Raw genomic sequence first — 17594 nt, forward strand, 5'->3', positions numbered from 1 at the left:
GAAGGCGGCCGCCCCATCGGGACGACCGCCAGTTGCCCAGGAGACGGTTGGGCGGGGTTATTCGGCCGCGACGAGCTCCGCGTCGTCGTTCACCGCACCGGCGTCGTCCTCGCCGGGCTCGGTGCTCTGGTCGCCATCAAGATCGGCACCGTCGTCGCCGTCGGGGTCACCGTCGACATCGCTGCCGGCGTCTTCGTCATCGGGACCGTCGTCTTCGACCAACTCAGCCGTACTGGCCACGTCGAAGCGCATCGCGTCCGGCACCCAGGCGAGAGCGGCCTCCTTGGTCTCCGCCTCGGTAATGGCCTCGCCGGCGAACAGCCTCTCGCAGCTGGTCGAGATCTCGCCCTTCTTGGAGCCGAGATAGCGTGCTGCCAGCGTGGATCCGCCAACCTCGGTGAGCGTCGCGAGCAGCGTGCCCTTCGACACCCGGTCGAAGAAGTTGGCGCAGGTCGGCCGCCACCACTTGGCGACGTCGATCTCGAGGATGGAGGCGAGACGGGCGTGGAGCGGGTTCGTCGTGACCGTGCCATAGTCCTGCTTGGCCTCGAGCGAGTCCGCGACCACGATCGCGAGCCACGCTGCCTTGGCATCGTCGCCGAGGGCGCGGAATGCCTCGAACCGTTCGACGGGCGAGGCGCCTTCGGTCCACGAGGTATCCAGTGCCTCCCGCGCCTCGGCGATCGTGATCTTCGCCTGGGTGGGGGCGAAATCGGCCGGCATTTGCGGATCGTTGGGCCGGCCCGCGGTGATGGTCGTGCCCGAGCGGCCGTAGTTGCGGGTGCGGTCCACCATCGCGAAAAGCGCGTAGTCGAGCGCGAGGCCGGGATCCGCGAGGATCGAGGCGGCGAGGATGTCGCGGCGCTGCACGGCGAGCTCGTCGTGGAGACGAGCGCTCAGCGGCTTTCCGCCCGGCGCGACCGCCTCGGGTGGAAGCGAGCTCGTGTCCCGTGTCGATCCGGTCGGCTTCGCGTCGTCCGCATCGCCGGGCGTGCGGAGCGGCGTCTCGCTGTAGTAGGTCGTCTCGAGGACCAGCTTGCCGTTGCGGTCGAGCATCAGGAAGGTCCCGACCTGCCCCTTGATGTCGTCGGGGAGCACGGGGGGCTTGTTGTGGATGCCCTCGTACTCTTCCTGAAGCCGGTCGTACTCGCTCTCGAGAATGCCGTAGGCCTCTTCTTCAAGGCTCTCGTCGCTCATCTCCTCGGTGAGGGCCTCCATCCGCTCGGAGATCTCGTACGCGCGGGTTTCTTCCGCCTCGGTGAGCGGGGCCGGCTGCAGAGCGACACGGTGCAGATCCGCGGTCGCACCGTACAGGTTGGTGGTTGCGATCGGGCGGATCCACGCGAGGCCCTGTTCCTCGCCGAGACGCTTCGCCTCGGCTTCCATGAGCGTGCTGGCGAGCGACTGGGCGATCTCGGGATCCGACCAGCGGTCGCCATCCTCGCTGAACAGCTCGCGCTCGACGCGGCCACCAGCGGCGACATAGGCGTCGGCACCGACCAGGATGGCGACGGGGTCGGTCGCTTTCATGGTGTCGTTCGAGATCGCGCGCCGGATCTGGTCCGCGGTGATGTAGGAGCTGTGGCGGTACTGCGCGAATACGCGCTCCTGCTTCGCGCGGTCCTCGGTCGAGCCATAGGCCTTTGCCATGTCGAGCGTCATGTCGCCGTTGGCGAGAGCTTCGAACACCGGTTCCGCCAGATTGGCGAGGCGGAGGCGGCCTTCGATGAAGCGGCGTGTCTGGCCGAACCGCTTGGCGACGGCGTCGATGTCGCCGTCAGACTGGAGGAAGTGCTGGAACGCACGGCATTCCTCGGCCGGCGTCATTACCTCGCGCTGAAAGTTCTCGGTCAGCGAGAGCTCGCGGAGGTCGTTGTCGTCGCCCGCGACGATCTTGACCGGCACGTCGTAATCCGCCGCGACGATCTCGCCCGCCTCGGCGAGCATCATCGCTCCCAGAAAGCGCCGCTCGCCGGCGATGACCTCGAACATGCCGCGCGGCTTGGACGGGGTGACAAGAAGGTTCTGAATGATGCCGCGCGCGCGGATGCTCGCGGCCATGGCCGGGATGTTCTTGGGCTGCGTCGTGCGGACGTTCTTCTCGGACTGCTTCAGCTTTGCGAGTTTGACGGTCTGGGTCATTGCCAGTCTCCTGAGCGTGGGAATGTCCGGCGAAGTCCCTCGCCGAACACCCCCTCGCTCCCCCTTCCCTTCCTGCTCCCGTTCGCGCAGCGACATGTACCGCGCATTGCACCGCGCCCTGCGATGCTTTGGTATCACCCGTCCGGCTGCGCCGTCATGCGGGCGATCACCTCCGAGGCAGTCTCGTTGGGTACGAAGATCCTGGTCTTGTAGGAGATGATCTCAACGTAGCAGCCGATCGACTTCAGCCACGGTAGCTGCGCGGCAGGCGCCCCCACGATCTCGATCCGCGGCTTGCCGTTGACCCTCGCCCGCTTCACCTCGCATGCGAACGGTCGCTTCAGGACGATCGAGCCGCCTCCCAATGCCGCCTGCGTGATCTCGTCGGGGCTCAGGACCTGTGGTTCATCCAGGCCGAGCTTGTTGAACAGGGTGTGGATGTCGCGCGGGAAAACCATGCGACCGAGCCACGAACGGCCTTCCTCGTCCACGATGCGATTGACCGCGAGATGGTCGCTCGGCAGGGCCGACCAGATTGGCAGCAGCAAGCCCGTCGCGAGCCGGATTGTCTCGGTGTCGACCTTGGTACGCGCCTCTTCCACTTCGGCTTCCCATGCGGCCGAGAAGGTCTCACGGGAACACTCCTCCCAGGCTGTCTCGAACAGGTCGTCGGCCGCGAGATATTCGCGACGGGTCGGACGCATCAGTTCGATCCGCAGGACCGCGACGCCATCCTCCGTCATGCCGGACCGAGCCGCTGTCCGAAGCGCTACCTTGTCCGATCGACCGTTCCGCAGGAACATGGCCGTGCTGTCGCTGTCGGCGATGCGAAGCACGCGATCGAGCGAGACTGGCTGACGGCGCCGTGCGACCTCGATGGTCAAGAGGTGAGACGTTGCGCCACTGATCGGGTCGGTGCGCAGGATGGTGTCATCGAGCACCGTGGCGCGATCGACCTGCATGGTCTCGACCCCGACATCGAGCGTGCCGGCGTCCCGCGCGGCTGCGACCCGTGTTTCGACCAAGGCGAGAAACTCGTCGAAGATGAGGTTCTGGAGGCCAATCGGAAGCGCCAGGAGCCGATTTAGCCAACGCTGGATCGGTGGGAGGTCTTCCTTGAGGACACCATCCTTGTCCTGCAGCTCGAGCCCTGTGCGGTGCTGGAAGTCGACCAGGTTCGTGCTGCTCAACTTGCCGGCAACGAGCAGATGATACCAGCTGATGAGCGCCGCCTTGGCATACTCGCTTTCGAGGTTGTCGGCCGGGTCGAACAGGTTCTGGCCGCCTGTCTGGCGCTGGCCCCTTGTGAGAGCGCCCAAGCTGTCGAGACGCCGCGCGATGGTCGACGTGAAGCGGAGTTCGCCCTTGCAGTCGGTCGTGACGGGCCGGAACAGGGGCGTGCAGGCCTGATGGGTACGATGGGTTCGACCGAGACCCTGGATGGCCCGATCGGCACGCCAGCCCGGCTCCAGCAGGAGGTGAACCCGCTGTTCCTGGTTTTTCACGGCGAGGCTCGCATGATAGGATCTGCCGGTGCCGCCCGCGTCGCTGAACACGAGGATCCGTTTGGTCCCTTCCATGAAGGCTGCGGAGTCCGCCTGGGTCGCGCGGGCCGACCGGGATTCGAGCTTTTGGGTGCCGCCCGCGGTGCTTACGAGCCGCTTGGTGCGCCCCGTCACCTCGGCGACGTTGTCATGGCCGAAATGCTCCAGAATGCCGTCCAAAACGGCTGCGATCGGAGGGAGCGCGCAGAGTTGCTCGATCAGCGTGTCTCGGGCCGCTTCCGCTTCCGGGTTGGTGACCGGGGTGCCTCGATCGTCGAACATGGGTCGCGACCGCGTTTCGCCGGTATCGTCCAGATAGTACGACATCTGCTGGACCGGGAAGGCGCGCTGCAGATAATCGATTACCGCCTCGCGCGGGGACAGGTCGAGGTCGAGGTCTGCTCTTTCGTCTGGGGATAGCTCGCCGAGGCGCCGATCGAGGATGGCTTCAGCCGTACTGACCAGCTGCAGAACCACGGACTGCCCGGCCTCCAAATGCTGCCGAACCGCGGCAAGGACCGTTGGCAACTTGCAGGATAGAAGAAGCGCACCAAAGAAGCGCTGCTTGCAGCTCTCGAACCGCGATCGGGCGGCCGCCTTGGCACCGGAGTTCAGCGTGTCTCCCCTGAGGGAGTCGACCACGCCGGTCAGCTTCAGCGCCTCTTCCATGTTGCGGTGGATGATGCCCCAGGCGTCGGCATAGGTGTCGTACACCTCGATCTGCTCGCGGGTCAGTTCGTGCCGGAGGATGTCATACTCGACCCCTGCGAAGCTAAGAGCGCGCGCGGTGTAAAGGCCTGTCGCCTTGAGGTCGCGCGCCACCAGCTCCATCGCTGCAATCCCGCCCTGGCGGATCTCGGTGATGAACGCTTCCCGATTGGCGAAGGAGGTCTCCGGCCCCCAGAGCCCGAGCCGGACGGCGTAAGCGAGGTTGTTCACCTCGGAAGCGCCCGTTGCGGAGGCGTACAGCACGCGCGCGCCGGGCAAGCGGTTCTGCAGAAGGACGCCGGCGATGCCCTGCTGCGAGCCCTTCTTGGCGATCATGCTCCCCTCGCCTCCTGCGACGCCGCCCATCTCATGGGCTTCATCCCAGGCGATGACGCCCTCGAAGTCGTCGCCGGCCCACGTGATGATCTGCTCGAGCCGGCTGGCGTCACCGCGCGTCGAGCGTAGCGTCGGGTAGGTCACGAACAGGACGCCCTCAGACATGCTGATCGGCTCGTCGATCTTCCAGCGCGAGAGCGGCTGCACATCGGCGGCAAGGCCGCCCAGGGCCGTCCAGTCGCGGATGGCGTCAGCGTGGAGCGCCTCGTTCTTGGATACCCAGATAGCGCGACGCCGTCCCGCGAGCCAGTTATCGAGGATCACGGCCGCAACCTGTCGCCCCTTCCCCGCCCCCGTGCCGTCGCCCAGAAAGAAGCCCTTGCGGTAGCGACTGCCATTCTCGTCGATGATCAGGCCCACACCCTCCGGATCGGGACGGAAACGGCCGGGAATGTACTGCGTCCACGCGTGACCGGCGTAGACGACGGTTTCGAGCTGCGAGGATGACAGCATGCGTTCGTTGACCGTTCGCTCGGGCAGGGCCGGGACGTGAACCGGGATCGGCGCGGGGATCGAACCCATGGCGACGGACTCGACCAGGGCGGTCGGGTGCTCGCCGGCAGCGTCGAACACGATCCGGCTTGGTCGGTATGGGAGATAGACGCCGGTCTGTTCGGCGAGCGGCGCCGGGGTCTCGAGGACCTTGTAGGTGACCGGCGCCACCTCGTTTCGTGAGGGCGCCCGAAAGACACGCGGCGCGGCTGCGGGTTTGGATCGCACGCTCCGGAAAAGCGATACGCTGCCGCCTCTCGGCGTCGCCTGTTTTGCTGGGTCACTGGTCAACGCGAGGCGATCGGGAACGACTAGGTCGTCGTTTAGATCGGCGACGGTCGCTCGCTGCAGCACAACGCTGTTGCTTTGACCGGCCGCCTTGTCGAGGACGTAGAGACGCACCGCGACGCTGGTGCCGTGCTTCCCATAGGCAGCAGTGAGGCGGATCGACGTCCGGACGGTGACCTGGTCCAGCGTTGCGTTCCAGATCTCTCCCATCCGGGCCGAGTTGCTGAACCAGTCCGGCATGATCGCAACGACGCGTCCGTTCGGGCGCACGCGCCGGATCGCCGCCTGGAGGTGGCGCACAGCAGCGAGGTCGTCGTCGCCGCGACCGACTGAGCGCGAGAAAGGTGGGTTCATGATGACGACGCTGGGACGGGGGAGCGATGCCATCGTGCTCGCGATTGTAGCGCCGTCATGCCCCGAGACTGTGGTATCGGGGAAGGTTGCCGCGAGGCGTGCGCGTCGCGACGGGTCGATCTCGTTGAGCTGGAGCGAGCCGACGGGACCGAGTTGAGCCACGAGGAGTCCATTCCCGGCGCTCGGCTCGAGCACGATATCGTCGCCGCGGGGCGACGCGAGCAGCACGGCGACCGTGGAGAGGTCGAGCGGCGTCGAGAACTGCTGCCATTCGATCTGTTCTTCGCTGCGCACCGTCTGGGTCGGCAAGCGGGCGAGCAGCGCCGACGCCTGCAGGACATCGCCCATTGCAAGCTGATCGCGCATTGCACTGCGGTTTCGCATTGCAAGTGCAACTGCATGCTCAAGCACTTCGAAGCTCTCGCGCTGCGTCCAGCGGCCGTCGGCGTCGGAGCCTCCGAAGGCTGCTGTCATCGCAGCGTTCAGCAGCGTTCGCGTGATCTTCTCCTCGCCGAGTACGGCCGGCACGAGCTCGCGCGCTGCGGCGGTGAATGAGGACGCACGGCATGGCGCGGTGTCGAACAGGTCGCTCATGGGGATCTCCTGGCTGTGTGGCTGCCCTCTGCAGCTCCCCAGACCAGTTCCCCCTTCCCTCTAGGCTCCGGCTCTTACGTCGGCCCAATCGCCGAAGCGCCCGGGGGGCGGCATTCGTCGAAGGTCGAAGCCGCGAGGCCGATAGGCGGCCCACGCTCTGCGCCGTGCCCGGCGACCTTCCGCATCGTTGTCTTCGGCGATGATCAAGGTGCGGACGCTGTCGGGAATGTGAACCCGGTCGAGACGCGCCGCGCCAAGCGTCGCCCAGCATGGAATGTCGTTCAGTTGGGTGAACATGGCGGCCGTCTCGAACCCCTCGGCGAGCGCCAGCGTGTCGGTGATCCGGCGTCCCTGCCAGCTCGCGCCCGCGGGGGTGCCGAGCATGACCTTATCGAGGTAGCCTCCACGGCCGAGATCGAGGAAAACGCGCTGGATCGCACGCAAGGCCCGCCCTTCTCGGGCGGCAACGAGCAGAGCGGGCAGGAAGCGCGTTGTTGGCTTGGGTCCCCAGGGACACCGAGGATGGAAGCGCAGCTCCTCAAACGGGGCGACGATGCCGCGGCCTGTCAGGTAGGACTCCGCAGGCGTGCCCGGCACCGGGACCGCCTCGCCCCAGATCCGCTCCACGTTGGCCCGACCTGAGGCACGCGACGGGGCAGGGGGGGCATATCTCTGGCCGGGCTTGATCCGCGAGATCTCCCGCAGGACGTCGTCGGGATCGCAGCCGGCGAAGCAATGGACAAGAATGCCCTCGTGCCCCTGACGAATGGAAAGGCTCGGAGTGGCGTCCTGATGAGCGGGGCAGGGGCACATCGCCAGATAGCCTCGCCAGGTGCCGCCTAGGGTGCCGACGATGTCGACGACCTGCTGGGTGGGTTTGAGTGCGACTAGGGCCATGGTGGTGCATCCTTTCTCAAGATGCACCCGCCCCCTTCACTCTTATTCCTTGGCCGTGTCGGCCAGGTTGAGTAAGCGATCGAAGGCGTCGGCGTAGGATATCTGTTCGCGATCGCAGTAGTCGTTGAAGCGGTCGAACGTCGTTGGCGTGATCCGCATTGTCAGCGACTTGCTCTTCGTTTCCCGCACCCGGCGCCGTCGCGCGGGCGAGCCAGGGCGATAGCCTTCTGGGAGGTCCATCGGCGCGCTAGGGGCGGTTGCCGGGGTCGGCTTGAAGTCCGAGAGGTCGAGGTCGGTCGGCGCAGGCGTCCGAGCGCCGCGGCCAAACTTCTTGGGAGCTGGTGCGTCACTCATGCCTGCGACTCCTTGATGATTGCGACGATCTCGCGAAGAAGACTTTGCACATTCTGCCGCGCTCGCTCGGTCCGTGATAACGCATGCGCGTCGAGCTCCTCGAGCGTCATCCGGTAGAGGAACATGGCCCGGTATGCGTCGCCGAGCGAGAGCTCGGAGTTGAACACCCCGATCTCTTCTCGCGTCTGGTCCATGACCTCACGTTCGGCCCGCGACATGATCGCGGGGCTGCGCTGGGTGATCAGCACGCGGTGGGGGAGGGGCCTCCCGCGAGCGCTTTCGATGAAGTTCATCTGATCGAGGAACTCGACGGATCGTTCGAGGTCCGCAGCCGAGGCGCGCTGCGGGATGATCAGCATGTCGGCCTGCAGCGTGGCGTACATGATGAGCTCGTTCATCGCGCCCTTCACGTCGACAATCACGAAAGGATGCTGCTCGGAAGCCTTCATCACTGCCGCTTGCAATCCCTTCTGCGACAGCTTGTGGCCATCCTCGACAACGATGCGGTCCTTCAGCTTCCAGTCCTCGTACCAGCGCAGGAGTGAGCGCTGTTCGTCGGTATCGATGATCTGGACGCTCTGTCCGGCCGAGCGCATTTCGGATGCGAGCGCGAGCGCCGTGGTGGACTTGCCGACGCCACCCTTGATCGACCCCACCAATATGACCGGCATTGCGAAGCTCCCTGTAATGCGGAAGCGCAGTGCATTGTAGTGCAATGCGCGGTGCGACGTGCTTTCGGAGTGTATGCCACCACGCGCGGCGCGTGGCAACCGCAATGCGCGGCGCGCTTGCACCGCGTTGTGTAATGCGTTCTGCACCGCGAGTGTGTAAAAAGTTTCCACGTTGTCAGACCTGGAAAGCTGTGGTCCCTTTTAGGGGTGATGAAGGGATCGACCTTTGCGGCTCGAAGCCTCGTTGGTGTCGCTATGGCGGCGCTGACTTGGTCGGCCGCTCGCGCGCAGCAGGTAGAGCTCGTCCCGTTCCGCAGCGTCGACGACGGGGTCGTCATCGAGGTTGGCAAGACAAGCCCGCGCGCCTCGCCTGTGCCGGTCAGCGAGGGGGAGGGGGTCTCTCCGGACGCGCTAGCGCAGGACTTTGCGGGGCTGGCACCGGCGCCAACCTTTGCGCCGGCTCTTGCACCGGCGCCGATCGAGCGTTCGGCCATCCCGGTCCCGCTCTGGATGCAGACCGGAAGGGCAAGTCCGGCGGGGCTGGTCGCAGCGGCTGCCGTTGCGCCTTACCTCTACAGCCCCGCCGCATGCTCGATGAGCCCCTACCGGCCGCGAGGCGACCTGCCCGCCTATTTGGAGCAGCGCCGCGCGCGATATTATCCGCTGATCTCGGCCGTCGCGTGCGAGGCAGGGGTGCCGGTCGGCCTCTTCGACGCGCTTGTCGCGCAGGAGAGTCGATACGACCCGTTCATCGTATCCCCGAAAGGCGCGGTTGGCCTCACTCAGCTGATGCCCGGCACCGCGGCGATTCTCGGCGTCTATGACTCGCGCGATCCGTTGCAGAACCTGAGGGGAGGGGCGCGTTATCTTCGCGCCCACCTGGACGAGTTCAAGCGCGTCGATCTGGCGCTCGCTGCCTACAATGCCGGGCCGGGTAGGGTGCGCCTGAACGGGCGGATCCCGCCGTTCCGGGAGACCATCGGCTATGTCTCGGCCATTACGCGGGGCTGGGGAGCGAGTGCTTTCAGGACCGCGACGATTCAGACTGCCTCGAACCTTGCGCAGCCGCCTGCTTTTAGGGGTGCGCAGCTATTCTCTTACACGTCGACGAGCGTCGCGAACCCGAGGTGATGGGCGTAGAGCGTGGCGATCATCAGGATCGCCGGCGCACCCAGCAGATAATTGAGCTGCCAGCGCACCCATACACGCGGCGCGGCCAGCACCTTGTCCATAACGCTTGTGGTCGCCAGCGTCCGCGAGCCGGAGCGATAGTCGTGGACGGTTTTGATGACGGCGATCGTGGCGCACATCGCGACCAGCAGGCCAACCGCGGCGTAGAGCGAGATCCAGGCGTCGAGGGTGACTTGCGGCATAAACGCTCCTATACGTCAAGACCCTTTTCGGATGCTTAACGGCAAAGAAGCGGATTCAGTTGCGCGCGCAGGTCAGCGGGAGGGCAGGGGAGCTACGCGACCAAGGCCTTCGGCTGCGTCGTGTTACGCTTTTTCGGCCGCATCTGGATCACCATACCCTTCTTCTTGCGGGTTCGACCGAGCGCGTCGACGTGTTCGCCGGTGATCGTGTTGATGACGGTGACGTCGTAGTCGGGGAGGCGGTTTTCTGCCTCTATCTCCTTCGCCAAGCTCTTCAATCGGGAGATTGGGCCCATCGATCCAACCTGGGCGTGCAGCTCTTCGACTGACATCTCGATCGGCTCGCCGGAACAGTGCGCGATTTCGTACATGCGGCGCTCAATTGGACCGAGGCGGAAATAGTCGTGATGGTAATGGTACATCCGCTGATCGCGCTGGATCGCGCGGAACAGCCAGTTGCACGGCCTGATCCGGACATACCGAAGTATTTCCTCACCGTTGGCCATCTTCTCATATTCTACCTGAGCTTCCGCAAGCCATGAGAACCAACCTCGGTCGATCTTGTTGCCGGTCTCGATGTTGGTCTTGATCTGGGTGCCCTGCAGACGCTCGAGCGCCTCTGCGAAGCGACGATAGTCCCGTGTCGAGGGGCGCTCGACGCCTGTGATCCGGAAGAAGTCGTGCGCCGCGAACGTCACTTCCTCCTGAGCCGGCTGCCCGTCTGCGATCGACTGTGCGATCAAGGAGGCGACGTAGAGGAGGATTTCCTTGTCCCACATGGTCGCGACCCCGGTGTCGCTAGGGCGTATTTCGATCGTCACGCCCTCACGACGGTACTCGATCCGCTCCATGTGCGGGTTCTTCGACAGCGTGAAGAACGGGAAGTGCATGATCGAACGCTCACCACGCACCTTGCCGTGTAGCGGGCTATCCATATCGAACAGCGAGATTTGCTGCGGCATGGCTTTCAGCCTTGGCATCTTCGCTCCCTTCCGAACCTATCGGAGGACCATACTCCGAGCGGCGCGGTCGATCATCCCCGAACCGAGATAGAAATACTGAAAGCACGAGGATTGCACCGTTCGAGCCTCGGCCGGCGCCGGCACGCTCTCCTAGTATCGTCGGGCAGGGGGCGTAGGCTCGTGCTATCAGTATATCTATCTCCTCATAGCAGCCGGGCTGGCCGACCGGTCCGCGCAAGCCCCAATGCCGCTGCCGCGAGTTGGCCGATCGAGCGTGGATCCTTGCCGCTGGAGAGTGCTCGCATCCCGCTCGACCGGGCGTTGTCCTTCAGACCATGATAGGTTCGGCCAAGGTTGAGCAGGCCTGACGCGGCGTGCTTATTCATCCCGCGAAGGTAGGCACCCGGCCGGTCGACATCCCCCCGCATGTGCTTATGAGCCGTCGCAAGGACCGACGCGGCTGCGCCCTTCTGGCCCATGAGGCGGCAGGCTTCGTGCCACACGTTTCGGTGGATAGCAGTCTGATTGACCAATCGTTCTGCCGTTCCGATCAAATCTCCCCAGGTCGGCCGCGGGCTATCGGTCAGGATGAACTCTGGAACGACGGCCGCGATGAACTCGGGGTCAACGCCGTGTTTCTCCAAGTCGGCCTCAACCTCGGTCTGGGGCTGAGGGTCGCGGACGTCGTACCCAGTCTTGCTACCTCTTCTCGGAAAGCCACTACTGTAAGCTGCTTTAGCAGTTTCAGGTTGGCTTGTAGTTGTAATAGGGGCGTCGTCTTGTTCGCCCGAGGGCGAACTTTTTTGTGAAATCATCGAGTGCGGGACACCCTCAATCACAGCCGCGACAGCCTTGCCGAGCTCATCGGCCCGCGTTTCCATCTGCTCGACAACAGCGCCCAACAGTTGCTCGTCACGCACGCAGCGCATTTGGCTGGTGGCGAGAAGCGAGATCTCCACAGCCGTCCGGGCATCGATGCTGTCGATCTGCTCGTCGTCGACCAGCTGGGCGAGCGTTCTTATCCGGCGCCGCGCGGCGGCCAATCGTTGACGCAGGACCTTGATCCGGAGGTCTGCTTCGGCGCCCTTGGTGGCGGCCTCAACGAACTCCTGGTAGCGCACCGCGAGAGGGCTTAAATCGATGCCGTAGGCGTAGATCAGCCGTCCGTCCTTTCCGCGAGCGCCGACCCGGTTGCCGTTCGCGCTATCCCGGTGGGTGATAAGGCCGTAGCGCGCCGCGCTGGCGAGCACTTTCTGGACTTGGCGCACCCCGATGCCGAGCTTCTGGGTCAGCTTCTCGTTAGAGGGAAAGACGATCGGGCGTTGGCCGTCCGACCAGTCGATCGAGCGCGACCAGCTCATCAGCGTGTCGACGGCGTGAACGAGGCGAGGGGGGATACCGATGTATGGCGCCGCACGCTTGAAAACAGTGAGGACCTGTCGGTGACTGAGATCCGCGGGAAGCCCTTGGAACTGCACCGCAAGCTGGTCGGTTGCAGCAGTGCGTTCGTCGAGCCGGCGGTGGCCCGCCCCAGGAGCGTAGGCATAACTCATCGATCGGAAACCCCCTCCGGGAGCCCGTGCGGACGCAGAAGTCCGTGGCGCGAACCGCGCTCTCTATTGCTGCGTCATCGGATCTCGGCTAAAGGCTTCGCTGCGACACGACCTCACCGAGGTTCCGAAAAGCCCGGCCTAGTGCCGGGTTTTTCATTTCTGCACGGCTTCCCCTTGCTGGTGACACGCGATCGGACGATCGCGAGGCGGTGCGTCTGTGAATCGCAGACGCGTCGGCGCAGCCAGCGTAGACGGCGTGGCCGAGGATCGTCGCCCGCGCTGCCTCGTGCTTTCGGTTAATCTATCCCGGAAATCCTCGTGCTTTCAGTATTTCTATGTCGGCCAGACGGTCCGTGAGGGCCGGGGGAGGGGGGGTGTGTAACCGGGTTACACACTGTGGAAGCGGTTTCCCGGGGCGGATTCGGCCCTTCGAAGCGGGGCTCGTGCTTTCAGTATATCTATCTCGTGGGCTCGATTGGGCGGTCAGCCGCGATCGCCCTCAAGCTGGGCAGCGGCAACGTCGACCAGGTCCTCTGTTGCCGTGTAGGTGGATCAAGGGCCTGACAAGTCAGGCAGCCGTGTCCATAACGGCGTCCCAAGTAGCCCGGAGTTGCGACGCACCAAGATGCCAAAGGTCAATCCTCAGATCCTGTCATGGGCGCGCGAAAGCGCGGGCCTGACGCTTGAGGACGCCGCACGGGGCATCGGGCTCGGCGGTGAGAACGCGGCTGCGCGGCTGGCGGACATGGAGAACGGGGTTCGAGAGCCAAGCCGTCCTCAGCTGCTGAAGATGGCGGATCGGTATCGGCGACCGCTGCTGACTTTTTACCTGCCGGCGCCGCCCGCGCCTGCAGCACGAGCGCACGACTTCCGTACGCTGCGGCAACGGGAGGTTGGCGCCGAGGCGACTGTCGATGCCTTGGTGCGTGACGTTCGTACGCGGCAGGCGCTGGTTCGCGGCGCGCTGGAGGATGCCGAAGAGGCGGAGCCTCGTCCATTTGTGGGCTCCGTGGATCCGCGGGTCGGAGCGGACGGCCTCGCAGGTGCAATGGTCGATCTTTTGGCGCTCGATCGTACCGCTTATCGCGAGGCCCGTACCATTGAGCAGGCCTTTCGCATTCTTCGGGATGCGGTCGAAGCGGCCGGGGTCTATGTCCTGCTGATCGGTAATCTGGGAAACTACCGGAGCAATCTGAGTCCGGGTGTTTTCCGTGGCATGGCGCTCGCGGACGACGTCGCGCCATTCATCGTGATCAACGAGACGGACTCCAAGACGGCGTGGCCGTTCACGCTGCTGCACGAACTTGGTCACGTGCTGCTCGGACAGAGCGGTATCAGCGGCTACGACAGCGAGCAGGCGGTCGAACGCCTCTGCGATGACGCGGCCGCGCGGTTCCTCCTTGTTCCGGCCGAGCTACGCGAGATCGACGTCGGTGTCGCCTTCGATGACCTGGTTGAGCAGATCGGCGCCTTCGCAAATGCTCGGAAAGTCAGCCGCAAGATGGTGGCCTACAATCTGCTCCGCGAGCGCCTGATCGATGCGGCGCTGTACCGGCGCTTGGCCGATCGCTTCGATGAGGACCGCCGCGAGTTTCCACAAAAGGTGGGGAAGGGGGCGCCTGACTATTATGTCGTTCGCCGTCATCGAGTGGGGCAGGGCCTGCTCAACCTGGTCGATCGCATGGTCGCGGGCGGCGCGCTCACCACGACCAAGGCGGGCAAGGTGCTCGGCGTGAAGCCGACTGCGATCGGCCGCATGACCGAATTGATGGCATAGCGGGGTCGGGTTGCTCTACCTTCTCGACGCCGACACGCTCATCACCGGTGATCGCCGTGCCTATCCGGTGAAGCGCTTTCCCGTGTTCTGGGAGTGGCTGCGTCACCAGGGCACGATCGGCAACGTGAAGGTGCCTCTCGAGCAGTATGAAGAGGTTACATCCGGCCGCGGCGACATCGTCGACTGGCTCTGCACGGAGGAGAGCAAGGCTGCCCTGATCCTCAACGAGGAGCTCGATCCCGGGTTGGTCGCTGACACCATCATGGGCGGCTATGGCGCACTCGACGAAAACGGCGTCGAGCTGGTTGGCCGCGATCCCTTTCTCATCTCCTATGGGCGTGTCGAGCCGGGCCAACGCACCGTGGTCAGCTTTGAGGTATCGAAACCGAGCAAGCAGGGCCCCAACCGCAAGGTGCCTGACGTCTGCCGGGGCTTCGGGGTGCCGTGCTGCTCGCTGTTCGATATGATCGAGGCGCTTGACTTCACGACTGACTGGCGGCCGTGAGAGCGCCTCGCGTCGTGCGCTAGACAGAATCAGCGCCAGATCTACATAGTCGGGATGACGCACTCAGCTTCCCCGACCCCCACCCGTTGGCGTGACAGGATTCTAGGCAGCTGGGGGCGCTTGCCCGGCTTCCTCGCGTTTGTGACGGCGCCTTACTTCTACTTCACGGGGGCGTCATACGAGACTGCTCGGCTCAAGGAGCTCAGAGCCGGTGATCTCGGCTTCGCATCTTCTGCCGGAGATCGAATCTATAGCGGCTTCAACATATTCGCAAACAATACGTTGCCGAACGCAGTTCCCTATCTGTTGTGGGGCGGTGTAAGCCTCTTTTTCTTCGTTCCGGCCGTCCTCTGGATAGCTAAATCGGGCGACATCCGGGCCGCTCGCATGCGATCAAAGAGTTCCGATGTTTGGACGTGGATTAAGAGGCAGATCGAGGATCTTGGCCTGGTTCTGTCGCCTTTGGCCGGCCTCTTAGGTGGCATGCTGACACTCGCTCTATTTCTCGGCTGGCTCGGCCTCATGAGCTTTGGGCAAAAGGACGGGCAGCGCGATGCACGGAGGCACCGAGCGGCGATCAGCGCCTGCGTTGCAGCGCAAGGGCGAAAGAATGGTTGCACGATCATCGGCATCCGAGGGCCGGATGGCAAGATAGAGCGAATTGTTGGCGGCATCGTGGCTATGGACAGGGACCGAGCGCTGATCTCGAATGGGCAAACTGTCTTCCCGTACGAGGCGAGACAGGTCGTTAGCGTAACCGAAATTCAGTCGAAGAGCAGGCTTCGCTAAAGGAAGCCCTCTCCTGCGTGCTCACGAAACCGCTCGTGATCCCGCACGTACTCCGCGACCATCTCCAGCGAGCTGTGCCGGCTATGCTCCTTCATCTTGAACAAGTTGGCGTTCTGTCGCCCTGCCTCGGTCAGGAAGCCCGCGCGCAGGGAGTGCCCTGAGAAGAGCTCAGGCGGGTAGCCCGCTGCGACCGCTGCGGCCTTGACCACCAGCGCCACGCCTTGTGCGCTCATCGCCTTGTCGGTGAGGCGGCCCTGCGGGGTGAGCTTGCGAAAGACCGGCCCCTCGCTGATCCCGGCTTTCTCCAGCCACGCACGATAGTGGCGCACCGGCTCGAGGCGACGCCCGTCCGGAATGGCGACGGTATGCCCTTTGCCCTCTTGGTCGGTCTTCGATGATCCAATCCGCACCAACAAGCCGCGGCTGTCCTCGGTGACCCGACCGGCCGTGATCGCCACCAGCTCCGAGCGACGGAACGCGCCCGCCATCCCGATCGCGAGCAGCGCGCGGTCGCGATAGGCGCGCAGGTCCTCGCCGGTAACGCTGCGCAGCATGTCGCGCAGCACGTCGCCGTCGGCGGCGCGCTTCTTGGCAGGCAGCTCGTCCTTCTTGTCCTTCCGGATCGCGCGCATCGCCTTGTCGAGCCGCGCGGCGTCGGGCTGAGTGGTGGGCGGCTCCATGTCGGCCGCGCGATGGGCAAAGACTATCGCGGCCAGGCGCCGCCCGATCGTCGCCTTGCCGAGCGGCCGCGGGTCTTGGCGGGTGATGATCCGCCCGCGCTTGGTGCGCAGCGGCTCGCGCGGGGCGAAGCCAGTCTCGGCGAGGAGCGTCAGGAACGCGGCGACGGTCGCCGGCGTCGCGGGGAGCGGCCGGTAGCCCGCCTCGCCGCACCACGCGCAGAAGAGCCGCCAGTCGGACTTGTACGCGCGCAGTGTCGCGTCGGCCGAGGCGCGGCCGACATAGGCGTCGACGCGTTCGCGATCGCCGGGGGCAAGATCGGGGAGATAGGGCTCGAGCGACGTGACCTGATCCAGCACCACCACCGCGCCAGCCACGTTCGCATCGAGCTCGCTCCCGTCGTTTGCCGCACTGTCCGTGGTGTCGTTGCGCATGTCGGGTCGTTCGGGTCCGTCCGGTCATTCGGGGTGCCGAACGGGCTACCGGATCACTGTCGGTTCTCTTGAAACAGTGGACGCTCTCACCAAGGGGAAGCGTTCTCTAAAATAGTGGACGTTTGCCTGAAGCAGTGGACGTTTGCCGATTTCGCTGCCCTTGGCTCGGCCGCAGATGCGGGCATCTCGGACTAGCGGATATGCTCGAGCTTCAGGTTCTTGACCCGCACCTTCTTCCATTCGCGATCGGCGGTGAGGGCGGGGACGCCAAGTTGCATGGCCAGCGCCAGGCAGGACCGATCACCTAGACCGCGGCCGTACTGGCGCGTCTGGGCGTGCAACGCCGCGGCCGCATAGGCTGCAGCAACGTCGTGCGCGCGGACGTCGAGACGGAGTTCGTCCAGCAGTTCGCGGGTAGTGGGTTCGTCGAGCCCGCTGAGCAGGAGCTCCTTGACGACCTCCTGGAGGTTGACCGCCGAGATTGCAGCACGCCCGACATGAGGTGCGACCTTGTCGGCACCGGGTTCGTCCCGAACCAGTGCCAGTACCGCGGATGCATCAAAGACGACGGACGTCATTGCGCGTCCCGATCCTTATCATTGGATGCGACCTCACCGAGATCGACGGCAGCTTCGGCCTTCCGGTCACTGAGGAAGTCGTCGGTCGTGCGCGCCTGTTTGGCATGTTCGCGGTAGAGCGCCTGTGCACGTGACACACCGTGTCCGATCGGAGTCAGACGGACCTGATCATCCTCTACAGTCAGGATGACCTTAGCATCGCCATGCAGCCCCATCGCTTTCCGCACTGATGCAGGCAGGACCATGCGACCGTTGCCCGCCACTTTAATATCCATGGTTTGCGTTGCCATCGTTCTTCGTCCTACATCTACGTCATAGGCGTAGTATGCCACATCCAGGACTATGGCAAAGCCTATCGGTGGGGCAGATACGCGGACTCAGTCTTCATTGTCCGTCCATCTGGGTATACCCGTATCGGACAATCAGTATGAAACGCTGGTAGCGTCTAATCGGGGTGGGTTGCAGGGATATTGAACAGTTGATCCGTTGGGTTTAGAAGCTGTTC

At 64.5% G+C, this 17594-nt stretch carries 15 protein-coding genes; 4 read left to right on the forward strand and 11 right to left on the reverse strand.

The genetic code is table 11. From position 1 onward, the window contains the following. Positions 1 to 57: 57 nt before the first annotated feature. The 5 genes from MF607_RS19840 to MF607_RS19860 all read right to left on the reverse strand — a co-directional run bounded on the left by MF607_RS19840 (position 58) and on the right by MF607_RS19860 (position 8440). Complete coding sequence (locus MF607_RS19840; protein WP_242121894.1) at positions 58 to 2142, reverse strand: ParB/RepB/Spo0J family partition protein; 2085 nt, start codon at positions 2140 to 2142, stop codon at positions 58 to 60. 134 nt (positions 2143 to 2276) lie between these two features. Beyond that, positions 2277 to 6518: a strawberry notch-like NTP hydrolase domain-containing protein gene (locus MF607_RS19845; RefSeq protein ID WP_242121895.1), complete on the reverse strand. Its 4242-nt coding sequence runs from the start codon at positions 6516 to 6518 to the stop codon at positions 2277 to 2279. A 60-nt stretch (positions 6519 to 6578) separates the two neighbouring features. After that, positions 6579 to 7415, reverse strand: a complete 837-nt coding sequence (locus tag MF607_RS19850; protein WP_242121896.1) for a DUF7146 domain-containing protein — start codon at positions 7413 to 7415, stop codon at positions 6579 to 6581. A 42-nt stretch (positions 7416 to 7457) separates the two neighbouring features. Next, positions 7458 to 7769 carry a hypothetical protein gene (locus MF607_RS19855; protein WP_242121897.1) on the reverse strand — a complete coding sequence of 104 codons (312 nt, stop codon included), beginning with the start codon at positions 7767 to 7769 and terminating at the stop codon, positions 7458 to 7460. Further along, the gene (locus MF607_RS19860) at positions 7766 to 8440 is read right to left on the reverse strand and encodes a ParA family protein (protein WP_242121898.1); all 675 of its coding nucleotides are present in this window, start codon (positions 8438 to 8440) and stop codon (positions 7766 to 7768) included. Before MF607_RS19860 ends, MF607_RS19855 begins: the two co-directional genes overlap by 4 nt. Before the next feature lie 255 nt (positions 8441 to 8695). Between MF607_RS19860 and MF607_RS19865 the strand changes: the two genes are divergently transcribed. Continuing rightward, a complete protein-coding gene (locus MF607_RS19865; RefSeq protein WP_242121899.1) occupies positions 8696 to 9571 on the forward strand; it encodes a lytic transglycosylase domain-containing protein in 876 nt (291 codons plus the stop codon). Here MF607_RS19865 and MF607_RS19870 read toward each other — a convergent pair. From MF607_RS19870 to repC, 3 genes are all read right to left on the reverse strand, one after another. Continuing rightward, positions 9538 to 9813 carry a hypothetical protein gene (locus MF607_RS19870; protein ID WP_242121900.1) on the reverse strand — a complete coding sequence of 92 codons (276 nt, stop codon included), beginning with the start codon at positions 9811 to 9813 and terminating at the stop codon, positions 9538 to 9540. The genes MF607_RS19865 and MF607_RS19870 overlap by 34 nt on opposite strands. Before the next feature lie 92 nt (positions 9814 to 9905). Continuing rightward, positions 9906 to 10793 (reverse strand): replication initiator protein A, encoded by an 888-nt coding sequence (locus MF607_RS19875; protein ID WP_242121901.1) that lies wholly within the window; start codon positions 10791 to 10793, stop codon positions 9906 to 9908. 185 nt (positions 10794 to 10978) lie between these two features. Beyond that, a complete protein-coding gene (gene repC, locus MF607_RS19880; protein ID WP_242121902.1) occupies positions 10979 to 12328 on the reverse strand; it encodes a plasmid replication protein RepC in 1350 nt (449 codons plus the stop codon). A gap of 625 nt (positions 12329 to 12953) precedes the next feature. On the opposite strand from repC, the gene MF607_RS19885 reads away from it, so the two are divergent. The 3 genes from MF607_RS19885 to MF607_RS19895 all read left to right on the forward strand — a co-directional run bounded on the left by MF607_RS19885 (position 12954) and on the right by MF607_RS19895 (position 15399). Then, entirely contained in the window at positions 12954 to 14105 is a 1152-nt protein-coding gene (locus MF607_RS19885; RefSeq protein ID WP_242121903.1) for an ImmA/IrrE family metallo-endopeptidase, read from the forward strand. Between the two features lie 10 nt (positions 14106 to 14115). After that, the gene (locus MF607_RS19890) at positions 14116 to 14610 is read left to right on the forward strand and encodes a DUF4411 family protein (protein ID WP_242121904.1); all 495 of its coding nucleotides are present in this window, start codon (positions 14116 to 14118) and stop codon (positions 14608 to 14610) included. A gap of 120 nt (positions 14611 to 14730) precedes the next feature. Then, positions 14731 to 15399, forward strand: a complete 669-nt coding sequence (locus MF607_RS19895) for a hypothetical protein (protein WP_242121905.1) — start codon at positions 14731 to 14733, stop codon at positions 15397 to 15399. On the opposite strand, the gene MF607_RS19900 is transcribed toward MF607_RS19895, so the two are convergent. The 3 genes from MF607_RS19900 to MF607_RS19910 all read right to left on the reverse strand — a co-directional run bounded on the left by MF607_RS19900 (position 15396) and on the right by MF607_RS19910 (position 17379). Beyond that, entirely contained in the window at positions 15396 to 16511 is a 1116-nt protein-coding gene (locus tag MF607_RS19900; RefSeq protein WP_242121906.1) for a site-specific integrase, read from the reverse strand. The two genes, MF607_RS19895 and MF607_RS19900, sit on opposite strands and share 4 nt — an antisense overlap. A 191-nt stretch (positions 16512 to 16702) precedes the next feature. Then, positions 16703 to 17089 (reverse strand): type II toxin-antitoxin system VapC family toxin, encoded by a 387-nt coding sequence (locus MF607_RS19905; protein ID WP_062126268.1) that lies wholly within the window; start codon positions 17087 to 17089, stop codon positions 16703 to 16705. After that, entirely contained in the window at positions 17086 to 17379 is a 294-nt protein-coding gene (locus tag MF607_RS19910; RefSeq protein ID WP_062126271.1) for an AbrB/MazE/SpoVT family DNA-binding domain-containing protein, read from the reverse strand. The genes MF607_RS19905 and MF607_RS19910 overlap by 4 nt, the downstream gene beginning before the upstream one ends. Positions 17380 to 17594 lie beyond the last annotated feature (215 nt).

It is taken from the genome of Sphingomonas lacusdianchii (assembly GCF_022664395.1).
GTDB lineage: Bacteria > Pseudomonadota > Alphaproteobacteria > Sphingomonadales > Sphingomonadaceae > Sphingomonas > Sphingomonas lacusdianchii.

What these genes read in the sequence shown, in the direction of transcription:
- MF607_RS19850 (WP_242121896.1), bottom strand. Translation starts at nt 7,415, where the DNA reads ATGGCCCTAGTCGCACTCAAACCCACCCAGCAGGTCGTCGACATCGTC.
- MF607_RS19870 (WP_242121900.1), bottom strand. Translation starts at nt 9,813, where the DNA reads ATGCCGCAAGTCACCCTCGACGCCTGGATCTCGCTCTACGCCGCGGTT.
- MF607_RS19855 (WP_242121897.1), bottom strand. Translation starts at nt 7,769, where the DNA reads ATGAGTGACGCACCAGCTCCCAAGAAGTTTGGCCGCGGCGCTCGGACG.
- MF607_RS19875 (WP_242121901.1), bottom strand. Translation starts at nt 10,793, where the DNA reads ATGCCAAGGCTGAAAGCCATGCCGCAGCAAATCTCGCTGTTCGATATG.
- MF607_RS19900 (WP_242121906.1), bottom strand. Translation starts at nt 16,511, where the DNA reads ATGCGCAACGACACCACGGACAGTGCGGCAAACGACGGGAGCGAGCTC.
- MF607_RS19860 (WP_242121898.1), bottom strand. Translation starts at nt 8,440, where the DNA reads ATGCCGGTCATATTGGTGGGGTCGATCAAGGGTGGCGTCGGCAAGTCC.
- repC (WP_242121902.1), bottom strand. Translation starts at nt 12,328, where the DNA reads ATGAGTTATGCCTACGCTCCTGGGGCGGGCCACCGCCGGCTCGACGAA.
- MF607_RS19885 (WP_242121903.1), top strand. Translation starts at nt 12,954, where the DNA reads ATGCCAAAGGTCAATCCTCAGATCCTGTCATGGGCGCGCGAAAGCGCG.
- MF607_RS19845 (WP_242121895.1), bottom strand. Translation starts at nt 6,518, where the DNA reads ATGAGCGACCTGTTCGACACCGCGCCATGCCGTGCGTCCTCATTCACC.
- MF607_RS19910 (WP_062126271.1), bottom strand. Translation starts at nt 17,379, where the DNA reads ATGGCAACGCAAACCATGGATATTAAAGTGGCGGGCAACGGTCGCATG.
- MF607_RS19865 (WP_242121899.1), top strand. Translation starts at nt 8,696, where the DNA reads ATGGCGGCGCTGACTTGGTCGGCCGCTCGCGCGCAGCAGGTAGAGCTC.
- MF607_RS19905 (WP_062126268.1), bottom strand. Translation starts at nt 17,089, where the DNA reads ATGACGTCCGTCGTCTTTGATGCATCCGCGGTACTGGCACTGGTTCGG.
- MF607_RS19840 (WP_242121894.1), bottom strand. Translation starts at nt 2,142, where the DNA reads ATGACCCAGACCGTCAAACTCGCAAAGCTGAAGCAGTCCGAGAAGAAC.